Origin of the sequence: Lysobacter sp. (assembly GCA_013141175.1) — a bacterium.
In the GTDB taxonomy this organism is placed as follows: Bacteria; Pseudomonadota; Gammaproteobacteria; order Xanthomonadales; family Xanthomonadaceae; genus Lysobacter_I.
Window position 1 is genome coordinate 1,301,275 of sequence record JABFRN010000001.1, and the last position, 15,830, is coordinate 1,317,104.

At 61.1% G+C, this 15,830-nt stretch carries 10 protein-coding genes and 1 tRNA gene; 6 read left to right on the top strand and 5 right to left on the bottom strand.

Annotation, left to right across the window (positions count from 1 at the left end):
* Positions 1-57 precede the first annotated feature (57 nt).
* Entirely contained in the window at positions 58-957 is a 900-nt protein-coding gene (ubiA, locus tag HOP03_05875; protein ID NOT87692.1) for a 4-hydroxybenzoate octaprenyltransferase, read from the bottom strand.
* A 65-nt stretch (positions 958-1,022) separates the two neighbouring features.
* Between ubiA and HOP03_05880 the strand changes: the two genes are divergently transcribed.
* Both HOP03_05880 and HOP03_05885 read left to right on the top strand, forming a co-directional pair.
* A tRNA-Arg gene (locus HOP03_05880) sits at positions 1,023-1,099 on the top strand.
* Positions 1,100-1,541: 442 nt separating this feature from the next.
* Complete coding sequence (locus HOP03_05885; protein NOT87693.1) at positions 1,542-5,663, top strand: hypothetical protein; 4,122 nt, start codon at positions 1,542-1,544, stop codon at positions 5,661-5,663.
* 147 nt (positions 5,664-5,810) lie between these two features.
* On the opposite strand, the gene HOP03_05890 is transcribed toward HOP03_05885, so the two are convergent.
* On the bottom strand, positions 5,811-6,155 hold the full coding sequence (locus HOP03_05890; protein NOT87694.1) for a helix-turn-helix transcriptional regulator: 345 nt from the start codon (positions 6,153-6,155) through the stop codon (positions 5,811-5,813).
* Positions 6,156-6,299: 144 nt separating this feature from the next.
* On the opposite strand from HOP03_05890, the gene HOP03_05895 reads away from it, so the two are divergent.
* The 3 genes from HOP03_05895 (at position 6,300) to HOP03_05905 (ending at position 9,336) form a co-directional block, all read left to right on the top strand.
* Positions 6,300-7,193 carry a hypothetical protein gene (locus HOP03_05895; protein NOT87695.1) on the top strand — a complete coding sequence of 298 codons (894 nt, stop codon included), beginning with the start codon at positions 6,300-6,302 and terminating at the stop codon, positions 7,191-7,193.
* 6 nt (positions 7,194-7,199) lie between these two features.
* Positions 7,200-8,129, top strand: coding sequence for a hypothetical protein (locus HOP03_05900; GenBank protein ID NOT87696.1), 930 nt, complete (start codon positions 7,200-7,202; stop codon positions 8,127-8,129).
* A gap of 313 nt (positions 8,130-8,442) precedes the next feature.
* Entirely contained in the window at positions 8,443-9,336 is an 894-nt protein-coding gene (locus tag HOP03_05905; protein ID NOT87697.1) for a hypothetical protein, read from the top strand.
* A 116-nt stretch (positions 9,337-9,452) separates the two neighbouring features.
* On the opposite strand, the gene HOP03_05910 is transcribed toward HOP03_05905, so the two are convergent.
* The 3 genes from HOP03_05910 to imuA are packed head-to-tail and all read right to left on the bottom strand — an operon-like array spanning position 9,453 to position 14,589.
* On the bottom strand, positions 9,453-12,551 hold the full coding sequence (locus HOP03_05910) for an error-prone DNA polymerase (GenBank protein NOT87698.1): 3,099 nt from the start codon (positions 12,549-12,551) through the stop codon (positions 9,453-9,455).
* The gene (locus HOP03_05915) at positions 12,548-13,954 is read right to left on the bottom strand and encodes a DNA polymerase Y family protein (GenBank protein NOT87699.1); all 1,407 of its coding nucleotides are present in this window, start codon (positions 13,952-13,954) and stop codon (positions 12,548-12,550) included. The genes HOP03_05910 and HOP03_05915 overlap by 4 nt, the downstream gene beginning before the upstream one ends.
* Before the next feature lie 11 nt (positions 13,955-13,965).
* Positions 13,966-14,589 (bottom strand): translesion DNA synthesis-associated protein ImuA, encoded by a 624-nt coding sequence (imuA, locus tag HOP03_05920; GenBank protein NOT87700.1) that lies wholly within the window; start codon positions 14,587-14,589, stop codon positions 13,966-13,968.
* Positions 14,590-14,818: 229 nt separating this feature from the next.
* Between imuA and HOP03_05925 the strand changes: the two genes are divergently transcribed.
* Positions 14,819-15,775: a hypothetical protein gene (locus HOP03_05925; protein NOT87701.1), complete on the top strand. Its 957-nt coding sequence runs from the start codon at positions 14,819-14,821 to the stop codon at positions 15,773-15,775.
* Positions 15,776-15,830: the final 55 nt, after the last annotated feature.

The window sequence follows — 15,830 nt, forward strand, 5'->3', positions numbered from 1 at the left end:
GCAACGCGGTGCTCTCGGTCGGGGTCGGCCCGGATAGCCCGTCCGGCGCAGGCCCGATCAGGCCTTCTGCCACAACGCCACGGCCAGCCCCACGAACACCGCCATGCCGACCCAGTGATTGTTGAGGAAGGCGCGGAAACACCGGTCGCGCTCCCGGTTCCGGCCGATGAAGAACTGGTAAGCCACCAGCGCCAGCGCGACCCCCAGCCCGGCCCCGTACGCCATCCCGAGTCCGGCCTGACGGCCGATCAGGCCCAGACCAGCGAAGAACAAGGCGTACAGCACGCCCAGTGCAAGCAGATCGAGGTCCCCGAACAGGATCGCCGTGGATTTGGCCCCCGCGCGCAGATCGTCCTCGCGGTCGACCATCGCGTACCAGGTGTCGTAGCCGGTGGTCCAGCAGATGTTGGCCACGTACAGCACCCAGGCCATCGGCGGCACCTCGCCACGGACCGCCGCGAACGCCATCGGGATACCCCAGCCGAACGCCAGGCCCAGGTAGACCTGCGGCAGATAGGTGTGGCGCTTGAGATAGGGGTAGCTGGCCGCCAGCGCCACGCCGACGACACTCATCAGAATGGTGAGCCGGTTCATCGTCAGCACCAGCGCGAACGCGACCAGCATCAGCAGCGCGAACACCGCCAGCGCCTCGCGCCCCCGCACCGCCCCCGTCGCCAATGGCCGGCCCTTGGTGCGTTCGACCAGCGGATCGAGCCAGCGATCGACGTAGTCGTTGATCACACAGCCCGCCGACCGCGTGAGCCACACGCCCAGCGAGAACACGACCAGCGTCCACCACGGCGGTACGCCATCGGCGGCCAGCCACAGGCCCCACCACGTCGGCCACAGCAACAGCAGCCAGCCGATCGGACGATCGCCGCGCACGAGTTTCCAATACACGGCCAGGCGTTCGCGCCAGACGGGCATCTCAGCGGAATTGGCGGGGACTTCACTCATCGTTCTGGGGTCGCGGCGCGGCAGGCTCGCGCCATCCGCTCGAATCGGGGACAATAAGGCATCAGGCGCCTGTAGCTCAGCCGGATAGAGTAGCGGCTTCCGAAGCCGTTGGTCGGGGGTTCGAATCCCTCCAGGCGCGCCAATTCGACTAAGACAACCGCTCTCTGCGGTATCCACGACCCCTGCATTTCGCAGGGGTTTCGCGTTTTTCCCTTGGACTCGGCCTTCATGGCCCATCGCCTCGTTTGGCGAAAAATTCGCCAGTTTTCCCTCTCTCCTCTCCGTTCCCTTGGACTTCGCGCTTGTCAAGTGCAAGCGACGGTTTTGCAATTGCTATGCATATCAACGGGTTATGCTTGGTCTTGGGAGAGCGGTTTTGTGGGGTCAATGCCTATCCAGCGGGATGCTAACGACTTGCGGCGCAGCTCAAGCGATATCGCAATCGTGCGCAGTGCGCGGTAGCCTGATCGTAAAGCAACGTAAAGATACCGGGGGTAGATCCCGCCGAGCATCTGGACGTACCCAACGACAAAGCGGCGAAGGGATTGTCCGCGCGCTGCTCGACTTGGAGTGAAGGGGTACTCATGGACAGCACGGCTATCGCCGTCATTGATCGTCGAATCGAAGTGATCGAAGGCTCGGACGAACAAAAACGCACTATCAGTCGAGTCAGCCAATTGCGGGGCTTGCCCTGTGTCGTTCTGCTCGGTGAACCTGGCAGTGGAAAGACAACTGTGTTGCAGTCTGAGGCTCGATGGCAAGGCACCGAGGCGATCAAAGTTCGCGCTTTGACAAATGGCGTTCGAACGCAAGCCGAGACATTGTTTCTTGATGCACTTGACGAATATCGCAGCGACGGCCAAGCAGCTGACAAAGTCTACGGCCTTGCACACGCGATCGCCGGTGCTGGCGCGCAAGCATGGTGGCTGAGTTGCCGCGCCGAGGATTGGCGAAAAGAATCCGATCTCCAAGCAATTCAGGCCGTCCGTAACACGACCCACGGCCAACCCATCGTCGTCGGTCAGTTGCTTTCCTTAAATCACTGGGAAGCGATCGAGATGCTGCGAGCGCTCGGCGAGGTGGACCCAGAGGCGTTCTTGGATAAGGCCGAGTCTCTCGGCGCAGAAGCTTTCACACACAACCCTCTCAGTTTGCGCCTGCTGCGCGCCGCTGTTGCAGCCGAGGGGCACTGGCCACAGACCCGCTTTGACTTGTTCGAGTCTGCAGTCCGGCGCTTGGCGCACGAAAATAATTCGGATCGTAGGCACGATCGCCAGAGGCCATCCCATGAGGTCATCGTCAAGACCGCCGATATTGCGAATCTGATGCTGCTGGTATCCGGCGCGCGTGCCCTTTGGCGCTCGGCTGCGATCCCACCCGGCGCATCGGGCGGGCGGCTCGACTACCTCACGGCGCACGACCTTGAGATCCAGCCAGATTTGCTCCGTTACAGCTTGGATACGGCGTTGTTTCGCGGCGAAGGCGAGGCGTTCGAGCCGATGCATCGCACGATTGCAGAATTCACCGCTGCACGGGCGCTCGCACGCGCGGTGCGCGGTGAACCCGGAAGCGCGGCCTTCCCGCTGTCTCGCGCCCTGGCGTTGATCACAGCTCCTGATGGCGGTCCGCCAACCGAGCTGCGCGGCCTGTTCGCATGGTTCGCTGCCCATCTCGCAAAACTTGGAAATCGTGACGGCACGCAGCAGTTGATCGAAATTGATGCGCCAACAGTAATGTCCTATGGCGATGCGGCCGTCTTTGACACCCCATGCAGGCGAGCGATTCTTCGCAATCTGACCAAGGCAACGCCATATTTTCGCAGCCGTGAAGGCGGCAGCACATCAGTCGGTGGTCTGGCTGGAGAAGACCTCGCTGCAGACTTCGACGAGATCTTGCGCGCACCTATCGACGGCACTCAGCGCCATTTTAACGTGCTGGACGTGCTCGCCAGCGGTGCGCCGGTGCACTCGCTCAAGCATCTGTTGCGCGAGATGGTGTTGGACCCGGCCCGCCCCGGGTGGGTGCGTCGACAGGCCACAGCCGCTTGGTTGAATGGACACCCGCACCCGGCCCGGGGGCGTCGTGATTTATTCGATGCGCTCGCGGCGGAAACCGTGTCGGAAAGCCAGGAAGACACTCGATTGAATCTCGTAAACGATGCGCTCGATCCTGCATTGACGACTGCCGACCTACGCCAGTTGATCTCGGCATTGAGAAACTCCAGTCGCAGTCATACGGTGGGTCGTGCCACGTGGTTGAAAGCCGAGCTTGAAAAACGCCCGCGTCATGATTTGTTCGATATCTCGATTAAAAACTGGATTCGCGAAAATAGCGGTCCTGACTACAGCTCGGAAATCAACGACCTGCTGGATGAAGCGTTAGCAACGATCATACGAAAAGCCGGTGGCCTTACGGCAGATCGTCTTTTGCAATTGGTAATGAACGCTAGCTGGTACGCATTCCCTCACCTTGAAGAAGAATCACAAGCAGCCGTGCGAGAGTGGCTTGATGCCGATGTTGAGCGCGAACTCGCACTGTTATGGGCAATTAGAGATTCTCTGTCTTCAAATGATAAACCATGGATGGTGGTATCTTGGTTCATAGAAGTTACGAAGCGAATGCCGAGCGCTGGAACCGGGCATCGGTTATTGTCGATGGCAGACACATGCGCGGATACTGAGCAAGCGCGTCCCATCCTCGATATTGCATTTCATTGTGCGAATCACATCAACGCTGATCCTGGTCTTTACTGGCAGCTCTACGAGCACCTGAGTCGAATTCCGGAGATGGCCGACCAGTTCAGAAAACTGCGCATCCATGAGCTTGAGCCATGGCGCCTCAATGAAATGAAAAAAAGGGCAGAAGCAAGAAAAAAAAGAGAAGCCCAAAGGAAAAAAGATGTTGGAAACATAACGCCGTTAATCCCAGATGTCAGAAGCGCGAAACGGCCAAGAATCTTGGAATGGGGCGCACAGCATTACTTTGGTTGGCGCAGAAGCGATTCTGGCGCCATACCACCAGGCATGCCTGCCGTGGTCGAAGCGTTTAATTACGAAGTTGCGAAAGCCATTGAAGCAGGCTGGCGTCATATTCTTACCCAAAATTTCGCATGGCCAAGCGCTATTGATATCGGGCAAATAGATGCACAGAGTAATCATTATTTTGTAGAGCGCTCCGCTCTCGCAGGCTTGGATCTTTCCATGGAGCAAGCAGAACAATCAAAACTTTCTGATGTTCCGCTGACGGTCGCGATCTCAGTCCTGAGAGAGAGCAATACGGTTCGACATCAGGCGCGTCGCGAGCGACTGGAAGCTTGGGCGATTGAGCGAATTTGCAAAGATACAGTAACTGCTGTTGATGCTTTACAGGCATTCTGGATCGCAGCTCTCGATGCCGGCGCGACAGATGTAAGTTTACTGCCGTGGCTCAATCGTTCGCAGCCCGCCTTGCAAGTGCTCTCTCATGCCCTGCCCTCGTTATTGCGTGCCCGCCCGAGCATGCCTGCTCATGCGTTGGGTCAAGCATTGTCAGCGGCGGTGAAGTGCGTTCCGCCTTCAGTGCTCCGCGATCTCACCCAGGAGGCGTTGACGAATACTGCTTTGATAGGAAAGTCACGCCTTTTGTGGCTTTATGCCGATTTTTCTCTCAGTCCGGCGAAGTACGCTGAGCCGAGCGCTGTATTGCCAAGCGAGCGAAACATCCTTGCGGCATTCGATCTGGCATTGCAGTCAGACGATCTCCTCAATGCTCTGGATATCAATGATGATGCGCATCCGCTTCGACGGGCAATGATCATTGTCGCGCTGGGTCGTTATGCATCCCCCTCAGCAGACTATCCGAATGCTCGATATTTTCGAACATCCGGTCGGGAAGAAGTCGTTCGTCATTCAATCAACATGCTCGGCGCCATGACAGGCAAAGCGGTCACGTCGTTGCTTTCTCAGCTGATCGCTGATCCCAGACTGGAGTCATGGCGCAAAGAACTTGCTCATGCCAAGTTTCAACATCTTAGGATAGTTCGCGATCAAGCCTTCGCGCACCCGTCACCCCTTGCTGTACGCGAAGCATTGACGGGAAAAGCGCCGGTGAATTCTGCGGATTTACGCGCAATCATCCGTGAAGAGCTTTTGCGCTTGCGGCGTGAACTGAGAACTGCGGCCGACAGCCCATGGCGGGAATACTGGGACAATGTCGGTAAACGTGACCTTACGCCGACACCGAAGCTAGAAAATAGTTGCCGCGATCACCTGATTCTTCGGCTTCGCGACCGAATGCAGCCCTATAGCATTGCGGTTTTATCGGCTGAGATGCGGCATGCAGACGATAAGCGAAGTGATATCTCGTTATGCAGCCACGCTGGAAGAACTTTTCCGATCGAGATCAAGCGTGACTCGAACGACGGGCTTTGGACTGCCCCAGCAACCCAGCTTCAGGCTTACGCGAACGCCGATACTGCGGACGGTAGTAGTCTGTATCTGGTGTTTTGGTTCAACCACCGTGATTCGCGGCTTCCAGCACGGCCAGACGGTGGCGCCAATCCAACGTCTGCGCAGGAATTACAGGACATGCTAGTCACCGATCTACCGGAAGATATGCGGTCGATAGTCGACATCATCGTATTCGATGTGTCGGACATTGATGGAAAGTTCGCATCAAAGGTAAAAAAATCTGTGTCTTCCCGCCGGAAATCAAAGTCGGCGCTATGAATGCGTTTCACTGATTTGGCAAAAATTACATGAACGCGTCTACAGGGCCAAGTGTCCTATGGGGAAGCATCCGCCTGCCCATGTCTGAGAAACCGTTCTGCGCGAGGTGGCAGTCCGAAGCAGGCGGCAGCGCAGCCAGAGGCATGTTTATCTAGCACGTGCCACGTGTTTGGCAGCGGGCTGATCGAACAGGTCGACCATCTTCCTGAGCCGGTCCTTGTCGGCCCGGTCCATGCCGACGTATTTGCGGAAGAACCGCAGGTCTTCGGGGGACGCCTTCACGGGCGGCGGCTCACCCAGCAGGTCTTGGATGGTCACGCCCAGGGCTTTGGCCAGGTCGACCAGGACCTTCGCCGACAGATGGGGCACCTCGCGGTTCTCCAGTTCCCAGACGTAACTCTTGCTGATGCCGGCCGCCTGGGCCAATCCCTCCATCGTCAGGCTTGAACTTTTGCGTAGTCGCCTCAATCGAACGCTGAGTGTAGTCGCCATTCGTCTTCTCCCTCGGCCGGAGGCACCGCTATACGGTGCATGAATATTCATATGTGAATTTTACTAGCCTATGACTTCAGGCGATTGACAACCGTGATGCGAGTTCTAAAATCCAGATTTTAAGTATGTCGATATCGAACAAGCGTGGATCTGCGGGGCGCTTTATCGGCGAAGGGGATCGCCGACGTAAGGACGAGGTTTACGCTGGAGACAAACGTGTCCAGCTCTGTAGTGCATTTGGATTTACTGTTGAAAATTCCGCCTGAGGAAGTCCTTTTCGACTTCCTGGCGCAGTGCGGCCTGCCGCTGCGCTTTGGCATCGTGGACACGGACGGCTACGCTTACGAGACGCTGCGCATCGCCGCAGCGATCGAGCGCGCGCCATCGCCCGTCCGCGATTGCATTCTGGCGAGCATGCGGCACGTCGCCCTGCTGACCGACGAGGCCGGACTGGAGGCATTGCGCGCGGTGAACCAAGCGCACACCGGTCGGGTGAGCGCCTTGCACCTGCCGGATGCTCCGGCGCAGTGCGCGCTGTGGATGTACCTGCGTCACCGCGATCTTTTCGATGAAGCCGTCCGCCTTCGCGGAATTTACGCTCAACTGACCGAACCCATGTTGCTCGACACCTTGCGTCAACCGCTCACCATGCCCGACAACCTGGTCGTGGACAGCGTGCGCCTGTACGAGGCGACCTTGCTCGATGAGGTGACCGGCGGGGAGATCGCGATCAAGGCGCCCGAGGGCGATGTCCGGGTCAGCGTATTGGACCTGCTGGACCACTGGATGCCGATCGAGAACCCGATGCGAAACAAGCGATTCAGTGTGGTCGCGGCCAAACTGGGCATCGAGTTTTTCCCGGAGCCCGGACAGATGATCGGTCGCTCGGTGGTACTGGCGCTGAGGAGGCGTGGCGGCAGCAATCTGGGCGATTTCGACGCCGGTACTCGCGCCCACTTCGAGGCCTGGATGAGTCACTGGCGATTGACGCCGGGTCATGGCGGGCACGCGGGTCCATCGCTGTCGACGACGGTCTGATGCGCAATGGACGTGTTGGATCTGTTGGCCTCCTGCATCGAGCAGGAGCGCACCGCGATTGCGCCGGCGCTGGCCGATATGGCCGAACGTGGACGGCTCGAACATCTACAGCAGTTGGGTGCGCTGGTTCCCGCGCGGGCACGGGTGATCATTTGTCCGCGCTGCGAAGCACGCAGCGTACGGGTCATCGCTGCCGGTTCGGCGTTCTGCGCCGAGTGCGGACAAGTCGCGCTGGCGGTGAAGGACATGCACCGGCTCGCGCCCGATGGCGACTGGCTGCGCCGACGGATCGCGCAGGCACTTGATCTGGCGGGCGAGTCGGCGTGGGTGACGATTCCTGGCCGGGTCTGGCGGATCGGCGATGTCGGGCAAACCAGGAACCGCCATCGCGTGTTGTTCGGACAGCAGTTGACCGACGTCACGGTACAACGCGCGTTACTGGCGGTGTGGCCGACGCATATCGGGGACATCTCGGTGATCATGATCACGACATCTCGAATCGAGCGCGTATTCCTGCCAGGCGTACAGGTGAGACTCGTTCCCCTGTCGGCCGCATTTCGGGTCCGCGGTGGAGGCCTGGTGATGGACGAGGCTGTCTGGGCGAGTGTGCAGGCACCAAGTGCTCAACGCGCCACCAAACCTCGGCGCGGACCGTTTGCGCACGATTTCTGTGAAGTGATCCTGTCTGGTGAGGCCGCACCGATCCCGCTGACCCGTGCCCAAGCCGCGATTTTCCGAGTTTTGTGGGAGATGGAGGGCGCCTCCATGGATCGTGAGACTTTGATGCATGAGGCCGGCATAGAGTTGGACAAGCCGGTCGATGTCTTTCCACGGAACAAATATCCGGACGCGAATCGGGCTTATCGGGTCCTGGTTGCGTCTGATCGGCGCGGGCGCTACCGCCTGCCTCGCGATGCGCCCGGTCCGTCTCAGTGATCGGCCGAGCGCCAGTGAAAGTGCCCAGCCAAGCTTTGTCTTTTGCTCGAAGGGTTGTTGGACTTGCAACAGAGCAGCATCTGGGTCGCGCCGACCGTGCTGCCGAGTTGAGGGCGGCATCGCTTATGAGACGAATCGTGACCTATCAGCAAACACTTGACTTGAGTTCGGTCTATTCTGACAACGATGCCGGATAGTCCTGAGCTGCGGATGTTAATTTTCGACTGAAATGGACGTTGTGGCCACTCCCTCGCAAGATCAGGAGACAATACGCGCACCGATCCCCGTATTGGCCAACGAATTTGGATTTCTCATGACCGAAGCACTACCTTTGCGCTCTCCGGTGTTGATCTTCGAACGTCAGATAGCAGGGTCGGCATTCGCCGTCGCACCCGAGCGTGAGGAGGAATTGTTGGTAGCGGCACCTACGTTTTCGCTTGCTCTTTCCAACGACAAGGGATTTTATATCCGCGTCAATATGTCTACTCATGAGGCGATCCTGCCGATAGCAACGCTTGAGTATCTCTGGACCTGTGCTTACTTGTTCTGGGTGCTTTACCAAGAATACGTCGACGCTCAGCGGCGGGGCGATGAACAACTTGATCTCTCTGCACGGCGCAACGTTTGTGATGCGATAGATGTATTCAACTGGGCACGGAATAATCAGAAGATCTCCGGAGTCGAAGATTGGCCTGATGCTCTGCCGAGACCCAGTAGAGGGGGCGTCCACGACGATGTTTCCGTTGCTAACGAGTTGTTCTTGGTGGCAGTCGCGTGGATCATTCATCATGAAATTGCACATATCCGCGCAAAGCATCCTGCAATGCATCGAAGCTACGCGGTCCAACAAGAGATCGAAGCCGATGAGATGGCCACAGACTGGATTCTTAGCGGGTGCGAGGATTCAGAGCTGCGCAGGAAACGCCAGCTTGGAATGGTAACGGCACTGTTGGCCATGCAGCTACTGGATGAGCCATTGGGCGCAGATACCTACGTAAGCACTCATCCTCCAACTGTCGAACGACTGTATGCCTGCCTTGATCGTGCACAGGTCAATGATGACGGTGTGCCGCGCGCGTTCGCCGCTGTTGTGCTGCAGTTGCAGCTCGCTCAATTCGAACTTTCGATTCCGTTGGATGGGTCGTCCATTCAAGATATTCTCGCTGGTGCGATGATCTCGTTTCATACGGGCAGGCGCACTCGCTGATCAACTAAGGCGTTGGAGAAGGTCAGTTAGCTTGAGCGCCGCTTGGCATACAGGCATCCTCGATTGGAGGTGCGTTAAGCACTGGCTACGTCCAATATCCAGCATCAATCATAACTTTAGCGAAAGTCCCGACTCTCAGGTCGAAGCGTGGCCATGAGCGTTCCGTAATCGTGCATCCTCTGCACGATCAAGTGCTGCACCCCATCGGCCCGCTCCAGCCGCCCATCGATGGCCATCAGGCTCGACTCCAACAGCTCGCGCCGCTGTTCCTCAGCCGTCCGCTGCCACACAACGGCGTTGACCATGCCATGTTCGTCTTCGAGCGTCACGAAGGTCACGCCACTGGCGGTCTCGGGTCGTTGGCGCATCCGCACGAGGCCGGCGAAGCGCACGCGCTTTCCGTGCGGCAGCTTGGCGAGGTCGGCTGACGATAGGCATCGCCGCGCCGCGAGCTGTTTGCGGATCAGGCTGAGCGGGTGTCGGCCGAGGGTGAGGCCGATCGAGGCGTAGTCGGCGACAACGTCCTCGCCTGGTGTGGGCAGTTGGATTGCGATGTTGGGCTCGACCGTTTGCGGGATACCGTCGAACAGCGGCAGTGGCGCTTCGACGCCGGCCACGGCCCAGCGGGCGCGGTGGCGATGTCCGCTCAAGCCTTTCAGCGCACCCGACTCAGCGAGTAGCGCCTGGTGTCGGCGATCGAGGCCTGCACGATGGCAGAGGTCGGTGACATCGCGGAACGGTCGTTGTGCGCGTGCTGCCGAGAGCCGCTCGGCCAGGTCCTTTGCAAAGCCACTCACCAATCGTAGGCCGAGCCGGATCGCCGGCTTGCTGCGCATGTCGCCGTCGACGAACTCCAACGTGCAATCCCAGTCGCTGTAGCGCACATCCACCGGCAGTACCCGGATGCCCTTGCGCCGCGCGTCTTGCAGCAGTTGGTCGGGGGTATAAAAGCCCATCGGCTGGCTGTTGATCAGGCTGACGGCGAAGGCGGCGGGTTCGTGGCATTTCAGCCAGCAGCTCGCATACGTCACGAGCGCAAAACTGGCCGCATGGCTTTCCGGGAAGCCGTAGCTGCCGAAGCCTTTGATCCGCTCGAAGGTCTGCTCGGCGTACGCACGGGCGTAGCCGCGAGCCAGCATGCCGGCGAGCAGTTTGTCGCGATACGGCTCCAGCCCACCGCGTCGCTTCCACGCGGCCATCGAGCGCCGCAGTTGGTCGGCCTCGCCCGGCGTGAAGCCTGCGGCATCCACTGCGACCTGCATCACTTGTTCCTGAAACAGCGGGACACCGAGCGTGCGCTCGAAGACGTGTTTGAGGCCGGGCGGATAGTCGATCGGTTCCTCGCCGCGACGCCGACGCAGATAGGGATGAACCATATCGCCCTGGATCGGCCCGGGACGGACGATCGCGACCTCGATCACCAGGTCGTAAAAGCAGGTGGGCTTCATCCGCGGCAGCATCGCCATCTGCGCGCGCGATTCGATCTGGAACACGCCGATGGTATCGGCGCGACTGATCATGGCGTAGGTGTCCGGGTCTTCCGCAGGAATCGTCGCGATCGACAACTCTCGGCGCCCGGTGTCGCGCAGCAGGTCCAACGTCTTGCGCACGGCGGTGAGCATGCCGAGCGCCAGACAATCGACCTTCATCAAGCCCAGGGTGTCGAGATCGTCCTTGTCCCACTGCAACACCGTGCGGCCTTCCATTGCCGCATTCTCGACCGGCACCAAGGTGTGCAGCGGATGCTCGGAGATCACCATGCCGCCCGGGTGCTGCGAGAGGTGGCGCGGAAAGTCGATCAGCTCAGCGGTCAGCCCGACGATCTTGCGAAGGATCGGTGTGTCGGGATCGAAACCTTGCTCTCGCAGGAACTCCGGTACCGGTGCGTGTCCGCCCCAGCGATCCATCGTGCGCGCGAGCCGATCCACCTGGTCGGGCGGCAGGCCCAGCGCCTTGGCCACGTCGCGAACAGCACCTCTGCCGCGATAGCTATTGGCGACAGCCGTCATCGCGGCGCGGTCTCGGCCATAGCGCTCGAACACGTACTGGATGACCTCCTCACGGCGCTCGTGCTCGAAATCGATGTCGATGTCCGGCGGCTCGTTGCGTTCGCGCGAGATGAAGCGCTCGAACAGCAGGTTCATGCGCGCAGGATCAAGCTCGGTCACGCCGAGTGCAAAACACACCGCCGAATTGGCGGCCGAGCCGCGTCCTTGGCAGAGGATGCCTCGGCTGCGTGCGAAGCGGACGATGTCGTGCACGGTGAGAAAGTACGACTCGTACTGCAGCTCGGCGATCAGCGCCAGCTCATGCTTGATCAACTGCCGTGCCCGATCCGGCGCGCCCTGCGGCCAGCGCCATGCCGCACCTTCCTCTGTCAGCACGCGCAGCCATGTGGTGGGCGTGTGTCCCTCCGGCACGAGCTCATGTGGATAGGTGTAGCGCAACTGATCGAGCGAGAAACGGCAGCGCTCGGCGATGCGCAGCGTTTCTGCGAGCAGATCGTGCGGATAGATCGCCGCAAGCGCCTGGCGGCTGCGCAAGTGGCGTTCGCCGTTGGGGAACAATCTCCAGCCAGCTTCCGACAGCGTGGTGTGGTGACGGATCGCGGTCAGCGTGTCCTGCAACGCTCGACGTCGGCGGACATGCATATGGACATCACCCGTGGCGACCAGCGGCAGCCCATGCCGATGGCCGAACGCACGCAGTATGGCCAATCGCTCTGCATCATCTTCGGCGCGGTGAAGTTCGACGGCGATCCACAGCCGATCTGGGAACAGACTGCGTAGCCAGTGAGCGTCGGCATCCGAAGGCGTGCGCTCAGGCAGCCATAGCGCCAGCAATCCAAGCGGCAGATCGATCAGAACCTCGCGCAGCAGCCGGTACTCGCCTTTGCCAGCGCGTCGACGCGCCACGGTGATGAGCCGGCACAGCGCGATATAGCCTTCGAGGTCTGCGGCGATCAGCACCAGTTTCGGCGCGTCTTCGATCTGCATCTCGCTGCCAATGATCAGCGGCAAATCGAACTCGCGGGCGGCCTCATAGGCACGCACGATCCCGGCCATTGAGCACTCGTCGGTGATTGCGAGCGCACGGTAGCCCAACCGCTTCGCGCGCTCGAACAGTTCCTTCGCCACCGATGCGCCGCGCTGGAAACTGAAGGCCGAGAGGCAATGCAGTTCGGCGTACTCGGGCCATCGCACGTCATCGCTCATGCGAACCAGCCGTGCAACAGGAACGGGCCGTCATTGCCCGGCGCACAGAACACCCAGGCACGTTGGCCTTGCGACGTGCGGATCACGTAGTAGTCGCGCCGCGCGTCGCCTTCGTCCCACCAGCCCGACTCGATCCGCTCCGGCCCGGACAGGATCTCGAAGCGCATGTCGCGCAGTGGAATGGGGCGTTCAAGCAGCCAGCCGGGGCGCTGCGGCAGATCCGGAGGCGTCTGGCGCGGCGTGTCACGCCCCGTGGCGCGTTCGGGGCGATGGTCGGCGTGTAGGCCGATCCCGTGGACCGCATCGTCGCCGAGCCGGGCGCGCAGTCGTTCGCGAAGCTGTTCCCATGGGATTGCGTGCTCCGGCCGGGTGTCGAAAAGATCGCGTCCGGCCGGCACGAACGACGGCAAATCGTCCGCGACGAGGCGCAGCGCGCGCGTTGCCGCCGGCAGCCGGATCTGATCGAGCCGACTGCGTGCGATCTCGAACAGTACGCGGGCGTCGCGCTCGGCGGACAGCAGCCCGATCGCGATGACCGTCGTCGGGTGGAACTCATGGACGAAGTGCAGCGCGAACCGCTGGACGCCGCCGTCGCGACTGGACAGGAATGCGGACAGATCCGATGTGAGCCGACGCAGTGGAAACAAAAGGCCTTGGCTGGTCTCGACCTCGTGGTCGAACTCGATCAACGCCTCGAAACGATCGGGCGGCTGGAAGTAGCGCAGCGGCGGTGCTTCGCGCCCACGGATGGCATCCAGGTGCGGCAGGACCGACTTCGGAAAGCGGCGCGTGATTGTCTCGCGTGGCAGCTCGAACACTGACCGCAGCTGGCGCATGCCCATACGGGAGAACGCGGTGGCGACCTCACCCGGCAGACCGCTGCGCTCAATCGGCATCTGGCCCAGCGCCTGCAACAGGTGCGGCTCATCGATACCGATCTCCTCGTGCGCATTGGCCAGCACGCGCGCGGCGTGCGGGTTGGGTGCGGCCACGATCCGGTGCCTGAAACCGAGGTCGGTCATCTCGGCCCGAAGACGACGGGACAGTGCCGGCCAATCGCCAAACAGCGAGCGGCTCGCTCCGATCTCCAGCACCAGCGCGTGCGCGAAATCCAGACTGACCTGCGAGCTGAAGCTGTAGGCCCAAGTCGCGAGCAGGTCGCGGGCCTGTGCTTCGAGCTTCGGGTCGAACTCGTGGGGAATGAAGGCGCCGGTCAGCGCCTGTGCCGCCGAGACCAGCATGCCGCGACGCAGTCCGAGTGCTGCCGCCGCCGGGCTGACGGAGTGCAGCATGCGGCGCTGCGCCGGCCCCGTGATCAGGACCAACGGACACGTCGGATCCGCATGCGTGCGCAAGACGGCATCCATCGCCAAGTACGGCAGCAGCAGACAGACCCAGCGCATGTGCCGCCACCTCAGCGCGCGGTGGCGGTGAGTGCGATCGCGCGCGCAGGTGGCGTCCCGCCCCGGCACTTCAGCACCCGCACCGACCTGTCGCTGGGTTCGATCGCCAGCCGCAGCGCTGCCGGGGACGGGTTCGCCGCTTCGCGCAGCGGACGGAACGCGATGCCGAGGCACTGCCCGTCGCCAGCAGCGGTCGAGAGACGACGCAGGGTGCGGTCATCGACTTTGTTTGGCCAGCACAGCACCGCACTGCAGGCACCGGAGCGCAGGCACTGTTCGGCGGCCCACATCGCATCGCGCGCTGCCGTCTCGACCACCTGCAGATGCCGCAGCTCCAACCCGGCGGAGTGCCAGGCCGGCGCGTGCGGACGGTAGGGAGGCGCGATCAGGGCCACCCGCTGCCCGGCCCGGGTGAGGCGGCTCAGCGTTGGCCAGACCAGCGCCAGTTCGCCCATGCCGTCGGCCGGCAACAACACCTCGCTCAGGGCGTGTTCGGGCCAGCCACCCGTGGGAAGCGCCAGATCCAGCGCAGCATGGCCGGTCGGCTCGGCCGCCGACACAGGCCGGCCGACTGGCTGGCCACGCCAAACCTGGCGGCTCGCCAGCAAGCCGTCGAGGGCCACCACGGCCCCCATCAGTCCGCTCCTCCCTGAGCGCAACACTGGGTTTGGGAAGATGAACAGGCAGGCATGGATCGGAGTCTCGGGGCAGGACGTATCACGTCGTGAGACAGGCCATGCTACCCGGAATTAGTAGAATTACTAAAACACCAGTCCTGCCCGGGACTTGCCGCAACAACCTCGCGCCAGCGATGCACAATGACTAACGGAAATGACAAACGGATTCGACAGGGGGCAGACGTCGATGTGCTATTCGGCTCAGGTCTGGCAGGCCTACCAGGACTACGTGCGCAAGTTCGGCGCCGAGCTGAGCATCCGCGAGTTCGTGGAGTTGTACGCCAGTCGCGACAAGGGCGCGAAGGTCAAGACGACGAAGGCGATGGACGATGCCTTCCTGCGCGCCAGCGCGCCCGAAACCCGCGCGATCGCCGACCGTATCGAGGCCTGGAACACGCGACAGGCGATTGAGCTGGAACAGCTTCTGTTCCGACAACGCAAGCGCCTCGCCGACGCCGAGCGCACGCTGCACACGAAATCGACGAAAAAGGCGCTCGACGACCAGCGCATCGCCACGAACAAGATCGACTGGGCCAAAAGCAAACTCGCCGACCTGCGACGCACCACACCCGAGGATCGTGATCGCAGGATGTTCCCCGGCGTCTATTCACCCGTCATGGTGATGGAGCAAGGCAGGCGCGTGATCAAACCAATGCGGTATCAATGCCGCCCCGCCGGCAAACCCGCCTTCTACGACACCAAATATCCCGGCACCTACAACGCCCGTCGCGACAACCTCGAAGGCTTTTGGAAAGGTCAGTTCGGCCACACCCATGGCGTCATCGTCTGCGACGCGTTCTACGAGAACGTCAGTCGGCACAAGGTGGAAGGCCGCGAGCTCGCCGACGGCGAGGTCGATGAGAACGTGGTGCTGGAGTTCAGGCCGCAACCGCGGCAGGAGATGCTGGTTGCGTGCCTCTACTCGCACTGGCAGAGTGATGGCGAGGAGTTGTGGTCATTCGCCGCGATCACCGACGAGCCGCCACAGGAAGTCGCCGCTGCAGGACACGATCGCTGCATCATTCCAATCAAGGAGGAACATCTGAATGCATGGCTCGACCCAAGTCCGAAGAAGCTCACTGCGCTGTACGCGATACTCGACGATCGACAAAGGCCACATTACGAATTCAGGATGGCGGCGTGAGGAATTGCGGATATGCCCAATTCGACCCAAAGCGGACAGTAGGAATACGCAAACC

Bases quoted from the DNA above. Each gene is read 5' to 3' on its own strand.
- ubiA (NOT87692.1), bottom strand. From the start codon at position 957: ATGAGTGAAGTCCCCGCCAATTCCGCTGAGATGCCCGTCTGGCGCGAA.
- HOP03_05885 (NOT87693.1), top strand. From the start codon at position 1,542: ATGGACAGCACGGCTATCGCCGTCATTGATCGTCGAATCGAAGTGATC.
- HOP03_05890 (NOT87694.1), bottom strand. From the start codon at position 6,155: ATGGCGACTACACTCAGCGTTCGATTGAGGCGACTACGCAAAAGTTCA.
- HOP03_05900 (NOT87696.1), top strand. From the start codon at position 7,200: ATGGACGTGTTGGATCTGTTGGCCTCCTGCATCGAGCAGGAGCGCACC.
- HOP03_05905 (NOT87697.1), top strand. From the start codon at position 8,443: ATGACCGAAGCACTACCTTTGCGCTCTCCGGTGTTGATCTTCGAACGT.
- HOP03_05910 (NOT87698.1), bottom strand. From the start codon at position 12,551: ATGAGCGATGACGTGCGATGGCCCGAGTACGCCGAACTGCATTGCCTC.
- HOP03_05915 (NOT87699.1), bottom strand. From the start codon at position 13,954: ATGCGCTGGGTCTGTCTGCTGCTGCCGTACTTGGCGATGGATGCCGTC.
- imuA (NOT87700.1), bottom strand. From the start codon at position 14,589: ATGGGGGCCGTGGTGGCCCTCGACGGCTTGCTGGCGAGCCGCCAGGTT.
- HOP03_05925 (NOT87701.1), top strand. From the start codon at position 14,819: ATGTGCTATTCGGCTCAGGTCTGGCAGGCCTACCAGGACTACGTGCGC.